Raw genomic sequence first — 20,322 nt, forward strand, 5'->3', positions numbered from 1 at the left:
CTACCGTCCCTTCAGGACTGTCAGGAGCCTTGCGCGGCTGTCGGCCGGGCTGAGGGCCACGCTGCGGAGATGCTCCATGATTTTGGTGCAGGTACGCGTCTCGCCGGCCCGGTCGAGGATCATCTGACCGGCGACGGTCTCCACCGAGGCGATGATCGGGTCCTCCGGATCGGCGAACTCGAGGATGTGCAGTGAGCCTCGCGTGCCCCGGTGGTAACCGGCGGAGAGCGGGATCACCTGAACGGTGATGTTCGGCAACTCGGCCATCTTGACCAGGTGCCGCAGTTGCCCGTCCATCACCGACTTGTCGCCGACCGGGCGCAGCAGCGCGCCCTCGTCGATGATCGCGTCGAGGATGGGCGGGTCGTCGCCGGTGAGCCGCTGTTGCCGGTCGAGCCGGACCTTGACCCGCTGCTCCACCAGGTCGTCGCCGAGGGTGTGCGGGCCTCCGCGCATGACGCCACGGATGTAGTCGGCGGTCTGCAGCAGGCCGGGCACCACCGACGGCTCGAAGTTGGCGATGGCGGTCGCCTCGGCCTCCAGTGCGATGAAGTCGATGGTGCGCGGATCCAGCAGGTAGGAGTACGACACCCACCAGCCCGGCTTGCGGGCGTCCTTGGCGAGCTGCACCGCTGCGGCCACCTCCTCGGCACCGACCCCGTACGACGTGAGCAGGGCGCGCACGGTGGCCGGAGTGATCAGCGTCTGGGCGTTCTCGTATCGGGAGAGGGTGCTGCGGGTGCTGTTGATCTCGTCCGCCGCGGTCTCCAGCGTCAGTCCTGCGGCTTCCCGGTGGTGGCGCAGGGCGATACCGAGCCGGCGGGCACGGGCTGTCTTCGGGGCCATACATCGATGGTCGCACACATCCGTGGGAACGTCTGCATGAGAGAACGTCGATGGGAGTTGCATTCACGCCTGTACACGTGTCAATCTGTTACCGCGTCCTCACCGCCGGTTGTCGTGGCGACGGTGGTGGTGAGCGACCGGAGGGGATGGGGCGCGCGGCGATCGGGTTTCTCCCCCGTACCCGATCGTCGCGTGCCGCCGCCATCCCGGCCCGCCGGAAGGAGACGACGACGTGCGTAACGGTTCGGAGCCCTCCGCCGCGCATTCGGCCGGCCCTCGATGACCCGCTTCCTGGTGGTGCTCACCGACGTCCGTGCCGTCGAGGGCGTCGACCGCGACGAGCGGACCGTGCCGGAGCGGCGACGGCAGGTGGTCGGCGCCAGCAGTCGGGAGGCCGCCGACCGGATCGCCGGAGCGTTCATGGCGCTGGGCATGGTCCGAGCCGGTCGGCAGCGGGTGAAGGTGATCGCCGTCGGTCGCCGGCACGCCCACGACTGAGCAGGCCCAGGCCGCTGACCTGCGGCAATACAACAGCCCCGTCACGCACCGTATATCCTCTGATGACCGATTGCCGTGTCCTGCCGTGGCTCGCCGGGTATCGCCTCGTCCTACCGCCACGCACAGTAAGGTCAACCGGGTGAGCGCCACCGGCGAGCACGACCAGCCGCAGTCGCGTAACGAAGAGGTGACCGGAGTGACCACCCCAGGCAAAACCCGCGTGGCGATCGTCTTCGGCGGCCGCAGCCCGGAGCACGGCATCTCCTGCGTCAGCGCCGGCAGTGTGTTCGGCGCGCTCGACCCGGACGAGTTCGAGGTGGTGCCCGTCGGCATCACCCGGGCCGGCCAGTGGGTGCTGACCAGCGGAGATCCCGCCCAACTGGCGATCAACGCCCGCCAGCTCCCAGAGATCACCGCCGACTCCGGCGACGACATCGTGCTGCGTGCCGACCCCACCGGCAGTGGGCTGATGGTGCTCGACCCGACCGAGGGCCCGCGGGTCCTGGCCGACGTGGACGTGGTCTTCCCGGTGCTGCACGGCACCTACGGCGAGGACGGCACCATCCAGGGAATGCTGGAGATGGCCGGCATCCCCTACGTCGGGGCGAACGTCTTCGCCTCCGCGGCCGCCATGGACAAGGAGTTCACCAAGAAGCTCTGCGCCGTCGAGGGCATCCCGGTCGGCTCGTACGCCGTGCTGCGCAACGGGATGACCCTCAGCGAGCAGGACAAGGAGCGGCTTGGCCTGCCGGTCTTCGTCAAGCCGTCCCGGGCCGGGTCGTCGTTCGGCGTCAGCAAGGTCACCGACTGGGCGCAGTTGGACACCGCGGTCGCCGCCGCCCGGCAGTTCGACCCGAAGGTCATCATCGAGGCCGGGATCGTCGGCCGCGAGGTGGAGTGCGGCGTGTTGGAGGGCGAGGCCGGTGGCGCGCCCGAGGCGTCCGTCCTGGCCGAGGTGCGGGTCGTCGCCGACCACGACTTCTACGACTTCGAGGCGAAGTACCTCGACGACTCCTGCGAGTACGACATTCCGGCCAACCTGCCGGAGCGGGTGACCCGCCAGGTGCAGGAGTACGCGGTCCGCGCGTTCACCGCGCTGGACTGCGCCGGCCTGGCCCGGGCCGACTTCTTCGTCACCCCCGAGCTGGACGTCTACCTCAACGAGATCAACACGATGCCCGGGTTCACCCCGACGTCGATGTTCCCGCGAATGTGGGCGGCCGCCGGCCTGGAGTATCCGAAGCTGGTCAACCGGCTGATCCGCACCGCCCAGCGGCGCGGCGTCGGCCTGCACTGAGCCACCCGGCCCCGCCCGCCGACGCCAGTTGAGTCAGCGCTGGCAGCCGGACGGGATGGCGCCGCCGGAGGGCACGGACGCCACGATCGTGCTGGAGATCGGCGACACCCACTGCAGCGGCTGCTCGTACGAGCGCGGGACGCGCACCGTGATCGGCGTTTCCCGGTCGACCGTGGTGAGCACGGCCGCCTCGGCCTCCTCGGCCAGGTGCCAGCAGACCCGGTTGACCGTCCAGACCTCGTCGGTGCTGGGGAAGGTCGGCTCGGTGCCGCCACAGGCCACGGTGAGCGCAAGGTCGCCGTACGCGGCGTTCTGCTCCGGGCCGGCCGTGACCGGCCGCTGGGCCAGATCGCGGATGCTCGTCGGCAACTGGGAGAGCAGGGCCCGGCAGACCGTGGCCGGGCGGGCGGCCAGGGCCGGGGCGGCCATCTGCACCGGGTCGGTGGACTGCACCCGGGCGGTGGTCGCGGAGGGTGTCGGCGCGGCGCCCGGCGTGTCCGGCGTGAGCTTGGTGAACGCGAGCAGCGCCACCAGCAGCGTGATCGGCAGCGCGATCAGCGTGGCCAGCAGAGCGGCGCCGCGAATTGTCCGGTCCCGACCGACCGGCGCGGCGGCGGCTGGATCGGCCGGCTCGCCGGTACCGTCAGCCGGCTCGCGCGTGCCGTCGTCGTCCAGAGCTGCGGAGGAGGTCGTCATCTCGTCCACTTACAGCCGCACCACCGAACACGTGAGGGTACGAGTGATGCCGGGCACCATCTGCACCTTGCTGACGATGAGCTTGCCGAGTTCGTCGACGGTGTTCGCCTCGGTGAGGACGACCACGTCGTACGGCCCGGTGACGGCGTCGACGCGTACCACGCCGGTGATGTCCGCGATGAGACCCGCCACGTCACGTGCGCGGCCGACCTCGGTCTGGATGAGGATGTACGCCTGTACCACGACTCGACCTCCGTCCGTCGCCGCTCGGGAGCGGCCCGAAGGGTGAAAGTACCTTACGGACCAGGTCTGATCCCTATCGGTGGTCAAGGAGCAGCGGTGAGCGAGCACGGCGGAGCCGGGCAGCAGCACGGGCGGAACGCCGGCGGCAGCGCCAGCGTGTCGGGAATCGGGGAGTTCGGGCTGATCGGGAAGATCACCGCCCGGCTGTCGTACGGACCGTCGACCCTGCTCGGCCCGGGCGACGACGCGGCGGTGGTGGCCGCGCCGGACGGCCGGGTGGCGGCCTCCACCGATGTGCTGGTCGACGGGCGGCACTTCCGGCGGGACTGGTCCTCCGCCCGCGACGTCGGGCACCGGGCGGCGGCGGCCAATCTGGCCGACATCGCGGCGATGGGCGCCACGCCGACCGCGTTGCTGGTCGCGCTCTGCATGCCGGCGGACCTGGACACCGCCTGGGCGGAGGGGCTGGCCGACGGCCTGGCCGCCGAGGCGGCGACGGTCGGCGCGAGCGTCGTCGGCGGGGACATGTCGGCGAGCCCCACCCTGACCGTCGCGGTCACCGCCCTGGGTGACCTGGAGGGCCGCCCGCCGGTGCTGCGCTCGGGTGCCCGTCCGGGGGACGTGCTCGCCCTGGCCGGGCGCACCGGGTACGCGGCAGCGGGGCTGACCGTGCTCACCAGGGGCTTCCGCACCCCGCGTCTGCTGGTCGAGGCGTACCGGCGGCCGCAGGTGCCCTACCAGGCCGGCCCGCAGGCCGCCCGGCTCGGCGCCACCTCGATGATCGACGTGTCGGACGGGCTGCTCGCCGACCTCGGGCACGTGTCGGCGGCCAGCGGGGTCGCGATCGACGTGCGCCGGAACGCGTTCGAGGTGCCCCGGCAGATGGCCGACGCGGCGCAGGCCCTCGGCGTCGACCCGTACACCTGGATCCTCGCCGGTGGCGACGACCACGCGCTGGCCGCGACCTTCCCCCCGGCGGTGGCGTTGCCGCCGGACTGGCGGCCGATCGGCGTGGTGACGGACGGTGTCGGGGTGACGGTCGACGGCGCACCCCACGAGGGCCCGGCCGGCTGGGACCACTTCGGGTGAGGCCCGACGTCCGTCGTACCCTGGATACCGTGAGTGAGATCGAGATCCGGGTGGTGCGGTTCGACGCACCGGTGGCGCAGCAGTTGATCAGTGCCGCACTGGCTGACCTGGCTGCCCGCTACGGGGGCTCCGGCGACGACACCCCGGTGGACGCCACCGAGTTCGAGCCGCCCGACGGGGCGTTCCTCGTCGCCTATCTGGCTGGCGAGCCGGTCGGCTGCGGTGGCTGGCGCAGCCACGGTGCGGACACCGCGGAGCTGAAGCGGATGTACACCGCCCCGGCGGCGCGTGGGCGAGGCGTGGCTCGCACGGTGCTGGCCGCCGTTGAGCGCTCGGCTCGCGAGCAGGGCCGCAAGCGGGTGGTCCTGGAGTGCGGCGACAAGCAGCCCGAGGCGATCGCCATGTACCGCTCCGCCGGCTACGAGCGGATCCCGAACTTCGGCTTCTACAAGGACGCGGAGGGCTGCGTCTCCTTCGGCCGTACCCTCTGACCTGCGGTCACCGCCGGCTCCGGGCGGGGCGGGCGGTCTTCGGGCGCGACCTGCGGCTGCGGGCCGGCGGTGCGCCGTTCGACAGGGACACGACAGAGCCGACGGACCTCAGGGTCCGCCGGCTGAGCCGAACGAGAAGTTTGGTGTTGCCGCGTCAGGCGCGGGTGACCTTGCCGGCCTTGATGCACGAGGTGCAGACCTGCAGCTTCTTGGTGTTGCCGCCACCGGCCGGGGTGCGCACCGACTGGATGTTCGGGTTCCAGCGGCGGTTGGTCTTCTTCTTGGACCAGGGCACGTTGTGGCCGAAGCCCGGCCCCTTGCCACAGACGTCGCACACGCTAGCCACGGGATACTCCTGGGATTGAAACGTTCATGAGGTCGCCGGCAGAGGTGCTGCACGGGCAACCTGGTCAGCCTACCCGATGCCCCGCCGGCGGGACCAACCGCCCTGACCCGGTGGCCAGCCGCGCCCCCGCCAGCGGATGGTGGGTCGGCCCGCCGGAGAAATGGGGGTGGTTCCGGCGGCCACTGTACCCGCAGGGCAGGCCGGGGCTGATCGACCCGGGAAGGAGTGCCGTCCGGTGCAGGGGCAACCGGACACGCCGGACGAGTCCGACGCGTGTCGGTGCGCGCCAGTAGGCTTCTGGCCGTGCTGGACACCCTCGACGCCGCCGCGGTCCGCCGCTGGTGCGCGGGTGGGCTGGCCGCGCTGAAGCGCCACCAGGGCGAGATCGACCAGCTCAACGTCTATCCAGTGCCCGACGGCGACACCGGCACCAACCTGGTGCTCACCCTCACCTCGGCCCAGCAGGCCCTCGCGATGGATCTGGACACTCTCCCCGACAGCGGGCCGACCGCGCACGGGCACGCGTTGCGGCTGATGGCCCAGGGCGCGCTGCTCGGCGCGCGCGGCAACTCCGGGGTGATCCTCTCGCAGATCCTGCGTGGTTTCGCCGACGAGGTCGCCGTGGTGCCGGCGGTGCGTGGCCGGGAGTTGGCCGCCGCGTTGCGGTCCGGCGCCACCGCCGCGTACACCGCGGTTGCCCGGCCGGTCGAGGGCACCCTGCTCACCGTGGTCGCGGCGGCCGCCGCCGCGGCCGAACGCGCGGACAGCGGCGACCTGCCGGCGGTGGCCCGCGTCGCCGCCCGGGCGGCGGCCGAGGCGCTCGCCCGGACCCCGGAGCAGCTGCCGGCACTGGCCCGCGCGGGCGTGGTCGACGCGGGCGGCCGGGGGCTCTGCGTGCTGCTCGACGCCCTGGTCGAGGTGCTCACCGGCGAGAGCGCCGCCCGGCCCGCACCGACGCCGCGTTCCGCCCGCCCGGCGGCCAGCGTCGCCCGGGAGGCCGGTTCGGACGAGTACGCGTACGAGGTGCAGTTCCTGCTCGACGCCCGGGCCGAGGCGGTGGCCGGGATGCGGCGGGCGCTGGACGCACTGGGGGATTCGCTGGTCGTCGTCGGCGACGGGCGTGAGCCGGAGAGCACCTGGAACGTGCACGTGCACGTCAACGACGTGGGCGCGGCGGTCGAGGCGGGCATCGTCGCCGGCCGCCCGTACCGGATCTCGGTGACCCGCTTCGCCGACCAACCGGAGCCGCCCAGCGGCCCGGTCGCGGACGGCCGGGCCGCGGTGGTGGTGGCCACCGGTGGCGGCATCGCCGAGCTGTTCGCCGCGGAGGGGGCCACCGTGGTGCCGGGCAACCCGTCCACGGGTGAGCTGCTGGACGCGGTCCGCGGCACGGGCGCGGCCCGGGTGGTGGTGCTGCCCAACGACCCCAACACGGAGGCGGTGGCGAGCGCGGCGGCCCGCGAGGCCCATCGGTACGGCATCAAGGTGAGCGTGGTGCCGACCCGCTCGCCCGTGCAGGCGCTCGCCGCCCTCGCGGTCCGCGACGGCGACCGGCGCTTCGAGGACGACGTCATCGCGATGGCGGAAGCCGCCGGGGCCTGCCGTTACGCCGAGGTCTGCCATGCGAGCCGGGAGGCGCTGACGGTCGCCGGCCCGTGCCGTCCGGGCGACGTGCTGGCGCTGGTGGAGGGGGAGGTGCACCTGATCGGCACCGACCTCACCGACACCTGCGCGGCCGTGGTCGACCGGATGCTCGGCGGCGGTGGCGAGATGGTCACCCTGCTGGCCGGTGCGGACGCCCCGGCCGGGCTCACCGATGCCGTCCGCGCGCACGTCGCGCGGCGCTGGCCGTTCGTCGAGGTGCACACGTACGGGCGGCCAACCGTTTTATCCGCTCCTGGTAGGGATCGAATGAGCGAACCAGCCACCGTGGACACTCCGCTGAAGAAGCTGGTCGGGGACAAGACAGCCAAGGCGCTGGCCGCACACCTCGACCTGCACACCGCGGGTGACCTGGTCTACCACTTCCCGCGACGCTACGACGAGCGCGGCGAGCACACCGACATCCGCTCGTTGGACGTCGGCGAGCAGGTCACCGTGCTGGCCCAGGTGCAGCGCACCGCCGTGCGCCCGATGCGCCAACGGCGCGGCAACCTGCTGGAGGTGACCGTCGGCGACGGCTCCGGCGGGCAGCTGACGTTGACGTTCTTCGGCAACCAGGCATGGCGCGAGCGGGAGCTGCGCCCCGGCCGGTGGGGGCTGTTCGCCGGCAAGGTCACCGAGTTCCGGGGCAAACGGCAGCTCAACGGCCCGGAGTACGTCCTGCTCGGCGAGGGTGGTGACGGCGAGGCGGCGGTCAACGACGAGATCGAGGAGTTCGCCGGTGCCCTGATCCCCGTCTACCCGGCCGCCGCGGCCGTGCCGACCTGGGTGATCGCCCGCTGTGTCCGGGTCGTACTGGACACGTTCACCCCGCCGGACGATCCGCTGCCGGGCACCGTGCGGGCCAGCCGCAAGCTGGTCGGGCTCGGCACCGCCCTCCAGGAGATCCACCGGCCCACCAGCAAGGAGGAGCTGCACCGGGCACGGCGGCGGCTCAAGTGGGATGAGGCGTTCGCCGTCCAGTTGACCCTGGTGCAGCGCAAGCACCGGGCTGCTGACTGGCCGGCCCGGCCGCGCCCGGCACGCCCCGGCGGGTTGCTGGACGCCTTCGACGCCCGACTTCCGTACGAGCTGACGGCCGGTCAGCGCGACGTCGGCGTGGAGATCGCCGAGGATCTGGCCGCCCCGCACCCGATGCACCGGTTGTTGCAGGGTGAGGTGGGGTCGGGCAAGACGGTGGTGGCGTTGCGGGCGATGCTCCAGGTGGTCGACGCGGGAGGGCAGGCCGCGCTGCTGGCACCGACCGAGGTGCTGGCCGCCCAGCACCACCGCGGCATGCTCGACCTGCTCGGGCCGCTCGGGCAGGCCGGCGAGCTGGGTTCCGCCGAGCACGCCACCCGGGTCGAGTTGGTCACCGGTTCGCTGGGCGCGGCAGCTCGCCGACGGGCGCTCGGCGAGGTGGCCAGTGGCGCCGCCGGCATCGTGCTCGGCACCCACGCCCTGCTCTACGAGGGCGTCGACTTCGCTGATCTGGGCCTGGTGGTCGTCGACGAGCAGCACCGCTTCGGCGTCGAGCAGCGCGATGCTCTGCGGGCCAAGGCCGACCAGCCGCCGCACGTGCTGGTGATGACGGCCACCCCGATCCCGCGCACGGTGGCGATGACCGTCTACGGCGACCTGGAGGTCTCCACCCTCTCCCAGTTGCCCCGGGGCCGATCGCCGATCGCCTCGCACGTGGTGCCGGCCGCCGAGAAGCCGGCCTACCTGGACCGGGCCTGGCGTCGGGTGCGCGAGGAGGTGGCCGCCGGCCATCAGGCGTACGTGGTGTGCCCGCGCATCGGAGAGGGGCCGGCTTCCGACGAGGAGCCGCCCCCGGTGGACGACAACGGCCGTCGGCCGCCGCTGGCGGTGACCGAGGTGGCTCCGCTGCTGGCCGAGGGGCCGCTGCACGGCCTGCGGATCGGGGTGCTGCACGGTCGCCTACCGGCCGACGAGAAGGACGCGGTGATGCGGTCCTTCGCCGCCGGTGAGCTGGACGTGCTGGTGGCGACCACCGTGATCGAGGTCGGCGTGGACGTACCGAACGCGACCGTCATGATCGTGCTGGACGCCGACCGGTTCGGTGTCTCCCAACTGCACCAGCTCCGTGGCCGGGTCGGCCGGGGCGCGGCCGCAGGGCTCTGCCTGCTGGTCAGCGAAGCGGCCGAGGGCTCGTCGGCACGGGAACGCCTGGACGCGGTGGCGTCCACCAGCGACGGCTTCAAGCTCGCCGAGCTGGATCTGGAGCAGCGCCGCGAGGGTGACGTGCTGGGTGCCACCCAGTCCGGGCACCGTTCGCACCTGCGGCTGCTGTCGCTGCGCCGTGATGCCGACCTGATCCGCGACGCCCGCGCCGAGGCGATCACCCTAGTCGAGGAGGACCCGGAGCTGACCCGCAACCCGGCGCTGGCCGCCTCGGTCGCGGCACTGGTCGACGAGGACCGCGCGGAGTACCTGGAAAAGGGCTGACGCGTCCGCCTGGCCTGCTTCTCATCAACTGATCAGCGGAATACACCGAGGGCGCGTCGACCGGATGGTCGACGCGCCCTCAGTTTTTGTCAGAGCGGGTTATCTCAGGCGGTGAAGCGCACCCGACGACGACGCGCCATCACGAACAGGCCAGCACCAGCGGCGAGCAGCACCACGGCGCCAGCGATGATCCCGCCGGTCGCGGCACCGGTCAGCGGCAGCGCCGGCTCGTCCTTGTCGCCGCCACCCTGACCCGCGTTGCAGTCGGCCGGCTTCTCCCAGGCGATCGGGCTGGTGTCGTCGAGGCCCTCGGCCGCCGGCGTCACGGTCAGACCCTCGGACGCCGCGAACTCGACGACCACGGTCTTGCCGGGCTCGACGGTCCGCTTCTGCACCTCGCCCTTGTTCGGGGTCAGGGTCACCTCGAAGGCCTTGCCGTTCTCCGGGTTGGCGAAGCCGAAGACGAGCTTGTCGCAGGTGGACTCGAATCCAGCCTGGGGCTCACCCGGCTTGACGCAGTCCTCCGGGGTCGCCCAGGTGTAGGGCGTGCCGACCGTCTTGTCGCCCTCGCTGACGGTGATCGCGCCGGCCTTGGCCGGAACGACGATGTCACTCTTGCTGGCACCCGGCGCGACGGTGTAGGTCTGCGAGAAGCCGGTCGCCTTGACGGTGAGCTTGGCGTCGGCCGTGGCGTCGGCACCGTTGGCCAGCGTCACCGTGACGGCGCCCTCGCAGTCCGAGGCGAAGCTGGCGGTGGGGACGGTGACCGCCGACGGCGGGGTGGTCACGCTCGGGCTCGGGGTCGGGCTGACCGGCGGCGTCGTCGGGGTGGTCGGCGGCGGCGTCGTCGGCGGGGTGGTGGTCGGCGGCGTGTCCTTCTCGCACTTGCCGCCGAACGTCACCATGCCCTTGGTGGCGTTGTCCTCGGGGTAACCGTCGTCCCACTTGGCCTTCACCGCGAGGGTGGCCTTGGTGGCCGAGCCGGGGACCCGCTGCTCGCCCGTGATCGGGGTGTTGACGTCGTACGGGTACTTCCCAGGTTCCGACACCTTGATGTTGGTCACCGTGGTGTCGGCGGGGGTGAGATTGACAGTACGCAGCCGGAAGAACTTGGACGAGTAGTGGGCCTTGCTCTCCACGGTCCAGGTCACCACCCACTCGCCGGTGGTGGTGTCGCAGACCGCTTGGCCGCTGACCGCGGAGTAGTGGGCGCTGGCGGGGGACGCCACGACGCCGACACCGGTGAGGCCGATCAGCGCGCCCGCGGCGATGGCCGCGACGCGCCGCAACGGAGACTTGGGGAGGTTCAACGCCTGCTCCTGGTGAGGGGGTACGGATTGCGTGCGGGAGGCCGGGAGGCCGGGCGACCGGACGGATCGTCTGCTCACCGGGACGTCGCGCAACGCGGGAGTGTTCCCGCGCGAAGCGGGGACAGGGGGTGACTGTACTGGCGGGTCATGAATGAGGGGAGCTCAGATCATTGCCATTAGGCAATGTAATCGATTCGTGATCTTTGATGAACGGCAGGTGCTCGTCCGCTCACTGAGGAACGGCGGCGGCGGTCGACTGGGGCTCCGCAATGGACCCGGATCGTCCTCAAGTGCCGGTGCGAAGTGCGGACGTCTGTCGTCCGACCCGCAGGGCGGACATCCCGACAAGCGTTATGACTCAGGGGCATATTTATACCTATGAGTCATAACGCTTGTCGGTGCATCCGTCGCCCGGTGCCGTTCGGTGTCGACGGCGTGGCCGAGCGGCTCGGCTCGGGCCTGGTGGCTGGTGATACGGGCGGTGTCGGTCGCGGCCCGCGCCGGCTCGCGTAGCGTCGCGGGCATGAGCAGGAGGAAACGGTGACCCGGATCGTGGCCGGGACGCTCGGCGGGCGGCGAATCGCCGCGCCTCCCGGCGCCGGCACCCGACCCACGTCCGACCGGGTGCGGGAGGCGCTGTTCAGTGCCGTCCAGGCCGAGGTCGACCTCGACGGCGCCTGCTTCGCCGACCTGTACGCCGGTTCCGGCGCGGTCGGGCTGGAGGCGCTCTCCCGGGGGGCCCGGCACGTGCTGCTGGTCGAGTCCGACCCGCGGGCGGCCCGGGTGATCCGGGAGAACGTGGCGACCCTGCGGGCCGGCACGGCTGCTCGCCTGGTCACCGGCAAGGTGGCGACGGTGCTGGCCGCTGGTCCCGGCGGCGAGACCTATGACGTGGTCTTCGCCGACCCGCCGTACGCGGTGCCGGCCGAGGAGATCACCGCCGTGCTGACCGCGTTGGTCGACGGCGGCTGGCTGGCGCCCGACGCGCTGGTGGTGGTGGAGCGGTCCAGTCGCACCAGGCAGTTCGACTGGGTGGACGGGATCACCGCCGAGCGCAGTCGCCGGTACGGCGAGACCACCCTTTGGTACGGTCGCCGATCATGAGACGTGCGGTGTGCCCCGGTTCGTTCGACCCGGTCACCAACGGACACCTCGACATCATCGGGCGAGCCAGCCGGCTCTTCGATGAGGTGATCGTCGGTGTGTTGGTGAACCAGTCGAAGAGTGGCCTGTTCACCGTCGAGGAGCGGATCGACATGCTCCGCGAGGTGACCTCCTCGTACGGGAACGTGCGGGTCGAGTCGTTCCGAGGGCTGCTGGTGGACTTCTGCCGGGCCCAGCAGGCGAGTGTGCTGATCAAGGGACTGCGGGCGGTCAGCGACTTCGACTACGAGCTGCAGATGGCCCAGATGAACATTGGGCTGGCCGGCGTCGAGACGCTCTTCATGCCGACCAACCCGCTCTACTCGTTCCTCTCGTCGAGTCTGGTCAAGGACGTGGCCAAGTGGGGTGGCGACATCTCCGCCCACGTGCCCGACCCGGTCCGCGAGGCCCTGCAAACCCGCCTGGGTCCCCGCCCCTGACCCACCCGCTCCCCGCGATCTTGCACCTTCGGTCGCGCTGTTGCCCCTTTTGTGCCGGATTGCCGTAACAGTTGGTGCAACATCGGCGCGGGGTGACCATGTCGCGACGCGCCGGGTTGGGGCGGATGGGGCTTGTGTGGGGCTCGCACGACATGATTGGTGGCGCGGGGAACGGCCGTAGCCCGCATCATGGAGGTCGGCCGACGAACGACAGGAGTGAGGTACCGGTGGACCCGCTCGATCGCATCGACGAACTGATTGCCATGGTGGAGCAGGCCCGCTCCGTCCCGATGTCGCGCAACAACTGCATGGTCGACCGGGGCGAGATGATCGCTGTGCTCGACGAGATGCGCGCCGACCTCCCCGCCGACCTGCGTCGCGCCGCCGCGCTCCTCGAGGAGCGCGACAAGATCATGGACGCCGGCAAGCGTGAGGCGGACCGGATCATCAGCGAGGGTGAGGCAGAACACGCCCGCCTGGTCTCGGTGAACGAGATCACCGTATCGGCCGAGCACGAGGGCGCCCGGATCATCGCCGAGGCTCGGGCCGAGGCGCAGCGCCTGCGTGAGGAGGTCGACGACTACGTCGACACCGCGCTGGCCAACTTCGAGCAGTTCCTCACCAGGGCGCTGGCCTCGATAGAGCGTGGCCGAGACAAGATGCACGCCCTACGCGAAATCGGCACCTTCGGTGGGGATGAGGCGGATCGCCCGCTACCCTTCTGAGCGGCACCTCACCAGCCGACATTCTCAGGCGGGCGTCGCCCCCGGTTCGACGGTCCGGCGGTCGCCCAGGTAACCTTTTTTGTCGGCCTCTCACCGGCCGGAGTCTGACTATGCCCAAGCACTCGCCATCGACACTCAACCCCAGGTCGCCGCTGGTCCTCGACACGAGGGACCTCCCGCGCCGCCCTGGCGCGTTGCGTGAGGTCCGGCGGGTCGTGCCGGCACCGGCGGACCTCGGTGTGGAGTTGATCGGCGTGCCGGAGGGCGCGGACCTCGACCTCGATCTGAGGTTGCAGTCGGTGTCTGAGGGCGTGCTCGTCTCCGGGACCATCACCGGTCCCGTCCGGGGCGAGTGCGGCCGTTGCCTGCGCGAGATCAACGACTCGATGGGCGTGACGATCCAGGAGCTGTACGCGTATGAGGACAGCACCACGGACGCCACGACCGACGAGGACGAGGTGGGCCGGATGCAGGGCGATCTGATCGACCTGGAGCCGGCGCTGCGGGACGCGTTGGTGCTTACGCTGCCGACCAACCCGCTCTGCCGGGAGGACTGCCCAGGGTTGTGTCCCGAATGCGGGGCGCACTGGGATGATCTGCCGGCCGACCACAGTCACCAGCAGATCGACCCGCGTTGGGCGGGCCTGTCGCAACTGACCGTTACAGAGGAGTAAGAACCGTGGCCGTCCCGAAGCGCAAGATGTCGCGCAGCAACACCCGGTCCCGCCGGGCGAACTGGAAGGCGACCGTGGTCGCGACCGTCGCGTGCCCGCAGTGCAAGTCCCCGAAGCTGCCGCACGCTGCCTGCTCCGTCTGCGGCACCTACAACGGCCGCCAGGTTCTCGAGGTCTGACCTGGACGCCGAGTGACGCCCCCGACCTCAGGTCGGGCGGCGCGCGCATCCTGGCATTCGCCCGGTGCCCCGGCTCCCTCCGACGCTGGCCGGCCCACTCCGGTCGGCGTTCCGGTGGAGCCGGGCACCGCGCGGATCGCCGTTGACCTCCTCGGCGGGGACGACGCTCCCGCCGTCGTGGTTGACGGCGCTCTGCGGGCCATGCGCGCCGACCCTGACCTGCACCTGCTGCTCGTCGGCCCGGCCGAGGTCGCCGACGAGTTGATCGCTGCCCTCGATCCGGCGCAACGCGCCCGGATCACGGTGCGGCCCGTTCGCGTTGTCGTCGGCATGGCCGACCATCCCATGGCCGCCCGCGCCCAGAGCACGGTCCGGGCCGCGGTCACCGCCGTCCGTGACGGGACCGCCGACGCCCTGGTCTCCGCTGGCGCCACCGGTGCGACCGTCACCGCCGCAGTGCTCGGCCTCGGCCGCTGGCCGGAGATCCGCCAACCTGCGCTTGTCGCCACCCTGCCTGCCGTGGCCGGGCCGGTAGTGCTCCTCGACGTCGGCGGCTCTCTGGAACCCCGCCCGGCCACCCTCGCGCGCCACGCCGTGCTCGGCGCCGCCTACGCCGCCGTGGCGCACTCGATCGCCGCGCCGCGCGTCGGGCTGCTCTCGGTCGGCACCGAGGCCGGCAAGGGCGACCGGGTCCGCCGGGCCACCGACCCGTTGCTCGCCGTCGAGCCGCTGCCCGGTGGGGCGCGCTACGTCGGGCTGGTCGAGGGGTACGACGTGACCCTCGGCGCGCGCGTCGATGTGGTCGTCACCGACGGCTTCACCGGTAACGTGCTGCTCAAGGCCATCGAGGGCGCGTACGCGATGGCCGGCGGCCCACCTGCCGAGGGCGGCGCGCCCCGAGCGGCCGCCCTGCTGGGCGTCGCGGGGACGGTGGTCGTCTGCCATGGTTCCGCTCGTGCCGACGACGTCGCCTCCGGCATAGCCCTCGCCGCCCACCTGTGGCGGCGGCGCGCCACCGATCTGGTTTCGGCGTTGCTCGACGGCGACGCCACGACGAACCGCACCGACCGCTCCACCGACACCGAGGTACGCACATCATGAGCAACGACAAGCGGCGGCGGGCGTCCGTCGGTCACCTGGAAGCCGCGTTCGGCGTGAGCCTGGAACCCGAGCTGCTGCAGCGCGCGCTGACCCACCGCTCGTACGCGTACGAGAACGGCGGGCTGCCGACCAACGAGCGGCTGGAGTTCCTCGGCGACTCGGTGCTCGGCGTGGTGATCACCACCGCGCTCTTCCACAACCACCCGGACCTGCCCGAGGGGCAGTTGGCGAAGCTGCGCGCCAGCGTGGTCAACATGCGGGCGCTCGCCGACGTGGCCCGTGGCCTGGGCCCGGACGGCCTCGGCGCGTACCTGTTGCTCGGCAAGGGCGAGGAGACCACCGGTGGCCGGGACAAGGCGAGCATCCTCGCCGACACGCTCGAGGCGCTGCTCGGCGCGATCTACCTGCAGTACGGGTTGGACACCACGGGGATCGTCATCCACCGGCTCTTCGACCCGCTGATGGCCGAGTCGGCTGGGCGGGGCGCCGCACTGGACTGGAAGACCAGCCTGCAGGAGCTGACGGCGGCGCTCGGGCTCGGGGTCCCGGAGTACCGGATCGAGGGCACCGGCCCGGATCATCTCAAGACGTTCACCGCCTGGGTGGTGGTGGCCGGCAACCGGTACGGCGGCGCCGAGGGACGCAGCAAGAAGGAGGCCGAGCAGCGGGCCGCCGAGGCCGCCTGGCGCACGCTCGCCGAGCAGAACGGCCAAGCCGGCGACGATGGCAAGGACAGCCAAGCCAGCATCGACGGCAAGGACGGGCGGGCCGGCGACGACCGCACGGACCAGCCGGTCGACCCGGACGACGCGGCCGACCGGGGCGAGCCGTTCGGGCCGTTGGAGCGCGCCGAGCGCGCGGCCCAGGCCGAGCAGGCCGACCACCTGGCGCAGGCCCTGCCGGCCGGGGGTGCCGACGGCCACGAGACGGGGTTGCGGCGTGCCTGAGCTGCCCGAGGTGGAGACCGTCCGGCAGGGGCTGGCTCGATGGGTCATCGGCCGCCGGATCGCCTCGGTTGAGGTCCGTCACCCGCGTGCCGTTCGCCGGCACGTCCTGGGCGGCGTGCACTTCGCGGACGTGCTCGCTGGCCGGACCGTGCTGGATGCCCGCCGTCGCGGCAAGTACCTCTGGCTGCCGCTGGACAGCGGCGACGCGATCATCGGGCACCTCGGTATGTCCGGTCAGCTGCTGCTCCAACCACCGGGCACCGCGGACGAGACGCACCTGCGGGTCCGGTTCCGGTTCGCCGACGACGGGCCGGAGCTGCGCTTCGTCGACCAGCGCACGTTCGGTGGGCTCTCGGTGAGCGAGGGCGGCGCCGAGCTGCCCGACGAGATCGCACACATCGCCCGCGACCCGATGGACCCGGAGTTCTCCGACGCGGCGTTCGTCGCCGCGTTGCGTGGCCGGCACACCGAGGTGAAGCGGGCACTGCTCGACCAGACCCTGATCTCCGGGGTGGGCAACATCTACGCCGACGAGGCGCTCTGGCGCGCCGGGTTGCACGGGGGTCGACCCACCGACGCGCTGACCGGCCCGGCCGCGCAGCGCCTGCTCGGCCACGTCCGCGACGTGCTCGCCGAGGCGATCAAGGTGGGTGGGACCAGCTTCGACGCCCTCTATGTCAACGTCAACGGGGAGAGCGGCTACTTCGACCGGGAGCTGAACGCCTACGGTCGCGAGGGTGAGCCGTGCCGTCGGTGCGGGGCGCCGATCCGCCGTGAGGCATTCATGAACCGGTCCTCGTACAGCTGCCCGCGCTGTCAGCCACGGCCCCGGGGCTCCCTTCGGGGATGACCCGGAGCCGGCTCCGGGTCGGTCCCGGCGGGTCGCGTCCGGACGCTCCGGGCTGGCCCCCGGGAACTGTCCGGATCGCGGGTCGATGCCCGGCGGGTCGGCCCGCCGCCATGGTGTACGGGTTCCGGGGCGGGCCAGGGCCGTTCCCCGATGTGACCGCCTCGTCACGCACCTAACGTCAGCACCGTTGACAGGGGGTTGACGTGACAGGGGGACCCGAGATGGGCAGCAGACCGGTGACGGTGCGGTTGGCGCGGTGGAGCGCCGAACACCCGTGGCGGGCGATCGCACTGTGGGCCGTGTTCGTGGCGGTGTGTTTCGTCGGCGGCAGCGCCGCCGGCCTCAACGAGGCCACCAGCGCCGACCAGGCGATCGGCGAGGCGGGGCGCGCCAGCCTGATCGTGGACGCCGCCGACTTCGACGACCCGGCCGTGGACAACGTCCTCATCACGTCGCGGGGCGGTGCGCTGGACCAGACGGCGGCGAAGGCGGCGGCGGACGACGCGGCAGCCCGGTTGCGTACGGTCACCGGCGTCACCGAGGTGGGTCAGCCGATCACCGCCCGGGACGGCTCGGCGCTGCTGCTGCCGATCACCATGTCCGGTGACCCGGAGACCGCCTCGGACCGGGTGCAGCCTCTGCGCGACGCCACCGCCGATGTGCAGGCGGCGCACCCGCTGCTGCGCGTCGAGCAGGTCGGCGGGCCGTCGATCGGCCAGGCCCTCGACGACACCCTGGGCAAGGACTTCAAGCGCGCCGAGTTGCTCAGCCTGCCGGTCACCCTGGCGATCCTGATCATCGCGTTCGGCGCACTGGTCGCGGCCAGCGTGCCGGTGCTGCTGGCGCTCTCGTCGGTCGCCGCCGCGATGGGCCTGTCCACGCTCGCCTCGCACCTCGTGCCGGCCACCGACACGACGGCACCCGTGATCCTGCTGATCGGTATGGCGGTCGGGGTCGACTACTCGCTGTTCTACATCCGTCGGGAGCGGGAGGAACGGGCCAAGGGCCGCTCCGGCCTGGCCGCGGTCGAGATCGCCGCCGAAACCTCCGGGCACGCCGTGGTGGTCTCCGGGTTCGCGGTGATCATCGCGATGGCCGGGCTGCTGCTCGCCGGCGACGTGGTCTTCTCGTCCCTGGCCATCGGTTCGATCCTGGTGGTCGCCGTCGCGGTGACCGGCTCACTGACCGTGCTGCCCGCCCTGCTGGCCAGGCTCGGCCGCTGGGTCGACCGTCCCCGGGTGCCGCTGCTCTGGCGGCTGACCGCTCCGCGTACGTCCCGGCACGGTGAGCCACGCGCACCCCGGCTCTGGCCGGCGGTGCTCCGGCCGGCGCTGCGCGCGCCGGTGGTGACGCTGGTCATCTCGGTGGGCCTGCTGCTCGCGCTGGCCGCGCCGGCGCTCGGCATGAAGCTGAAGTTCCCCGGCATGGAGGACCTGCCGCGCACCACGCCGGCCATGCAGGCGTACGACCGGCTCACCGCGGCCTTCCCGAGCACCGGCACCAACCACGTGGTGGCCGTCCGGGCACCGGCCGAGCAGGCCGACCGGGTTCGCGCCGCCCTCACCGACCTCTCCACCCGGGCCACCGGGGATCCGCTGTTCGCCCCGGCGGAGGCGGACGGCCCGAAGATCGAGGTGTCGGCCGACCGGCGGGTGTCGGTGTTGGACGTCGCCACCCCGTACTCCAGTCGGGACGACAGGTCGGTGCGGTCGCTGGAGAAGCTGCGCGCGGACCTGGTCCCGGCCGAGCTGCGGGGCATCCCCGGCATCGAGTACGCGGTCGGCGGCAGCGTGGCCGACAGTACGGACTACGCGAAGCACGTCCGGAACAAGTTGCCTCTGGTGATGGGCTTCGTGCTGGTGCTGACCTTCCTGGTCATGGTGCTCACCTTCCGGTCAGTCGTGGTTGCGGCAAGCTCGATCGCGTTGAACCTGCTCTCCGCCGGTGCCGCGTACGGGCTGCTGGTGCTGGTCTTCCAGGGCGAGTGGGCCGAAGGGCTGCTCGGCTTCACGTCGATGGGCGCGATCGTGTCCTGGCTGCCGTTGTTCCTCTTCGTGGTGCTCTTCGGCCTCTCGATGGACTACCACGTGTTCGTGGTCAGTCGGATCCGCGAGGGGATCCGGGCCGGCATGCCCAACCGCGACGCCGTGTCGTACGGGATCACCTCCTCCGCCGGGGTGGTGACCAGCGCGGCGGTCGTGATGGTCGGCGTCTTCTCGATCTTCGCCACGTTGAGCACGATCGACATGAAGCAGCTCGGCATCGGCCTGGCGGCGGCGATCCTGCTGGACGCCACGGTCATCCGGGGAGTGGTGCTGCCGGCGTTGATGACCTTGCTCGGCGACGCCAACTGGTGGGCTCCGCGTTTCCTGCGCCAGCGTCCGGCACCCGCCCCCGTCGATCCGCCGGCCCCCGCCCCGGAGCTGGTGCCGGTCCCCTGACCATGCGCTCTGGCCGGGCCGCGACCGCGGTCCGGCCAGCGGCATCAGGGCAGCGGGCAGGCTGCCCGCCACGCGTCCAGGTCGCGGTCCTTTCGGATCGAGGCGAACCCGTAGCCGACGGTGGTGACGCAGAAGTCGTCGGTCGAGCCGACGTACTCGACGTGGAAGACCGGCTTGCCCGCGTCGGCGAACGGCAGCAGTTTGGCGCACTGGCGCAGCCGGACACACTCCTCGTTGACCACGAAGTCGAAATCCGGGGCCAGCGCCGCGAGCTGCGGCACGTCGTTGACCAGCCCGGGGGAGAGGCTGAGTGAGCGGGCCAACTGGGCGAGCCGGCGGTTGAACAGCAGTTGGTCGTCGAAGTCGAGCGGGAAGCCCGTGCGGGACGCGTACCCGTCGGCGTCGGCGAGCGCCACCGCACCGAAGCCCTTGCCCCGGCACAACCGGAACCGGTCGGCCAGCACCGGCTCCAGCGCGTCCCACCCCCGGACGTCCAGCCACCGGCTGTTGGGTCGGCGGGCGGCCGTGCCCTGCACCACGTCCGGGAAGCGGCTGGCATCCGGGTCGGCGGAGCGAACCGAGCCGACGTGCACGTGACAGATCAACCGGCGGTCCCGGGAACGCAGCTCGGCGGTCTGCGCGGCGGTGGTGTCCACCGGGTCGAGCAGGAAGACGTCGGCGTCCACCGCCGGGTCGAGCGGGCCACTGAGCTGCCACTGCCACTGCCAGTGGCGGGCCTGCGCGACCGGCCACGGGGTGGGCGCGCCGGGTGGGGTCAGTTCGGGTCGGCACCCGTACGCCGGCACCACCAGGACGAGCACGACACCGGCCGAGAGGACGCGGCGCAGTGGGTGTACGGCGGCGCGTCGCCGCGGCCGGATCCGCATCGGCAGCTC

At 72.0% G+C, this 20,322-nt stretch carries 19 protein-coding genes and 2 pseudogenes; 15 read left to right on the forward strand and 6 right to left on the reverse strand.

What is annotated here, in order from left to right; genetic code table 11:
* Positions 1–846 (reverse strand): helix-turn-helix domain-containing protein, encoded by an 846-nt coding sequence (locus tag JOD64_RS20755; protein WP_204943736.1) that lies wholly within the window; start codon positions 844–846, stop codon positions 1–3.
* A 279-nt stretch (positions 847–1,125) separates the two neighbouring features.
* Between JOD64_RS20755 and JOD64_RS20760 the strand changes: the two genes are divergently transcribed.
* Both JOD64_RS20760 and JOD64_RS20765 read left to right on the forward strand, forming a co-directional pair.
* Positions 1,126–1,344 (forward strand): hypothetical protein, encoded by a 219-nt coding sequence (locus JOD64_RS20760; protein WP_204943737.1) that lies wholly within the window; start codon positions 1,126–1,128, stop codon positions 1,342–1,344.
* Positions 1,345–1,540: 196 nt separating this feature from the next.
* Positions 1,541–2,641, forward strand: a complete 1,101-nt coding sequence (locus JOD64_RS20765) for a D-alanine--D-alanine ligase family protein (protein WP_204946165.1) — start codon at positions 1,541–1,543, stop codon at positions 2,639–2,641.
* 33 nt (positions 2,642–2,674) lie between these two features.
* On the opposite strand, the gene JOD64_RS20770 is transcribed toward JOD64_RS20765, so the two are convergent.
* Both JOD64_RS20770 and JOD64_RS20775 read right to left on the reverse strand, forming a co-directional pair.
* Complete coding sequence (locus tag JOD64_RS20770) at positions 2,675–3,346, reverse strand: DUF3515 family protein (protein ID WP_307813526.1); 672 nt, start codon at positions 3,344–3,346, stop codon at positions 2,675–2,677.
* Entirely contained in the window at positions 3,347–3,580 is a 234-nt protein-coding gene (locus JOD64_RS20775; RefSeq protein ID WP_110562464.1) for an Lrp/AsnC ligand binding domain-containing protein, read from the reverse strand. It abuts the gene before it with no gap.
* A 156-nt stretch (positions 3,581–3,736) separates the two neighbouring features.
* Between JOD64_RS20775 and JOD64_RS20780 the strand changes: the two genes are divergently transcribed.
* Positions 3,737–4,669: a thiamine-phosphate kinase gene (locus JOD64_RS20780; RefSeq protein WP_204946166.1), complete on the forward strand. Its 933-nt coding sequence runs from the start codon at positions 3,737–3,739 to the stop codon at positions 4,667–4,669.
* Between the two features lie 29 nt (positions 4,670–4,698).
* Positions 4,699–5,160 (forward strand): GNAT family N-acetyltransferase, encoded by a 462-nt coding sequence (locus JOD64_RS20785; protein ID WP_204943739.1) that lies wholly within the window; start codon positions 4,699–4,701, stop codon positions 5,158–5,160.
* Between the two features lie 154 nt (positions 5,161–5,314).
* Here JOD64_RS20785 and rpmB read toward each other — a convergent pair whose 3' ends face one another.
* Complete coding sequence (rpmB, locus tag JOD64_RS20790; protein ID WP_091671657.1) at positions 5,315–5,506, reverse strand: 50S ribosomal protein L28; 192 nt, start codon at positions 5,504–5,506, stop codon at positions 5,315–5,317.
* A gap of 303 nt (positions 5,507–5,809) precedes the next feature.
* Here rpmB and JOD64_RS20795 point away from each other — a divergent pair.
* Together JOD64_RS20795 and recG are read left to right on the forward strand one after the other, a co-directional pair.
* Positions 5,810–7,421, forward strand: a pseudogene (locus tag JOD64_RS20795) (DAK2 domain-containing protein).
* The gene (gene recG, locus JOD64_RS20800) at positions 7,418–9,616 is read left to right on the forward strand and encodes an ATP-dependent DNA helicase RecG (protein WP_204943740.1); all 2,199 of its coding nucleotides are present in this window, start codon (positions 7,418–7,420) and stop codon (positions 9,614–9,616) included. Before JOD64_RS20795 ends, recG begins: the two are co-directional and overlap by 4 nt.
* Positions 9,617–9,720: 104 nt before the next feature.
* Here recG and JOD64_RS20805 read toward each other — a convergent pair whose 3' ends face one another.
* Entirely contained in the window at positions 9,721–10,926 is a 1,206-nt protein-coding gene (locus JOD64_RS20805) for a cell wall anchor protein (RefSeq protein ID WP_204943741.1), read from the reverse strand.
* 540 nt (positions 10,927–11,466) lie between these two features.
* Between JOD64_RS20805 and rsmD the strand changes: the two genes are divergently transcribed.
* The 9 genes and pseudogenes from rsmD (at position 11,467) to JOD64_RS20850 (ending at position 19,426) form a co-directional block, all read left to right on the forward strand.
* The gene (gene rsmD, locus JOD64_RS20810; RefSeq protein ID WP_204943742.1) at positions 11,467–12,030 is read left to right on the forward strand and encodes a 16S rRNA (guanine(966)-N(2))-methyltransferase RsmD; all 564 of its coding nucleotides are present in this window, start codon (positions 11,467–11,469) and stop codon (positions 12,028–12,030) included.
* A complete protein-coding gene (coaD, locus tag JOD64_RS20815; RefSeq protein WP_204943743.1) occupies positions 12,027–12,509 on the forward strand; it encodes a pantetheine-phosphate adenylyltransferase in 483 nt (160 codons plus the stop codon). Before rsmD ends, coaD begins: the two co-directional genes overlap by 4 nt.
* Positions 12,510–12,736: 227 nt before the next feature.
* Positions 12,737–13,234, forward strand: coding sequence for an SPFH domain-containing protein (locus JOD64_RS20820; protein ID WP_204943744.1), 498 nt, complete (start codon positions 12,737–12,739; stop codon positions 13,232–13,234).
* A gap of 110 nt (positions 13,235–13,344) precedes the next feature.
* The gene (locus tag JOD64_RS20825; protein WP_091393061.1) at positions 13,345–13,908 is read left to right on the forward strand and encodes a YceD family protein; all 564 of its coding nucleotides are present in this window, start codon (positions 13,345–13,347) and stop codon (positions 13,906–13,908) included.
* A gap of 5 nt (positions 13,909–13,913) precedes the next feature.
* The gene (rpmF, locus tag JOD64_RS20830; RefSeq protein ID WP_030335284.1) at positions 13,914–14,087 is read left to right on the forward strand and encodes a 50S ribosomal protein L32; all 174 of its coding nucleotides are present in this window, start codon (positions 13,914–13,916) and stop codon (positions 14,085–14,087) included.
* A gap of 114 nt (positions 14,088–14,201) precedes the next feature.
* Positions 14,202–15,188: a phosphate acyltransferase gene (locus tag JOD64_RS20835; RefSeq protein WP_204943745.1), complete on the forward strand. Its 987-nt coding sequence runs from the start codon at positions 14,202–14,204 to the stop codon at positions 15,186–15,188.
* A pseudogene (gene rnc / locus JOD64_RS20840) lies at positions 15,185–15,901 on the forward strand (ribonuclease III); the annotation flags it as partial. The gene JOD64_RS20835 and the pseudogene rnc, both read left to right, overlap by 4 nt.
* Positions 15,902–16,127: 226 nt before the next feature.
* On the forward strand, positions 16,128–16,985 hold the full coding sequence (gene mutM, locus JOD64_RS20845) for a bifunctional DNA-formamidopyrimidine glycosylase/DNA-(apurinic or apyrimidinic site) lyase (RefSeq protein WP_204943746.1): 858 nt from the start codon (positions 16,128–16,130) through the stop codon (positions 16,983–16,985).
* 221 nt (positions 16,986–17,206) lie between these two features.
* Entirely contained in the window at positions 17,207–19,426 is a 2,220-nt protein-coding gene (locus tag JOD64_RS20850) for an MMPL family transporter (protein WP_204943747.1), read from the forward strand.
* Positions 19,427–19,470: 44 nt separating this feature from the next.
* Here JOD64_RS20850 and JOD64_RS20855 read toward each other — a convergent pair whose 3' ends face one another.
* Entirely contained in the window at positions 19,471–20,313 is an 843-nt protein-coding gene (locus JOD64_RS20855; protein ID WP_204943748.1) for an endo alpha-1,4 polygalactosaminidase, read from the reverse strand.
* Positions 20,314–20,322: the final 9 nt, after the last annotated feature.

This window comes from Micromonospora luteifusca (assembly GCF_016907275.1).
In the GTDB taxonomy this organism is placed as follows: domain Bacteria; phylum Actinomycetota; class Actinomycetes; order Mycobacteriales; family Micromonosporaceae; genus Micromonospora; species Micromonospora luteifusca.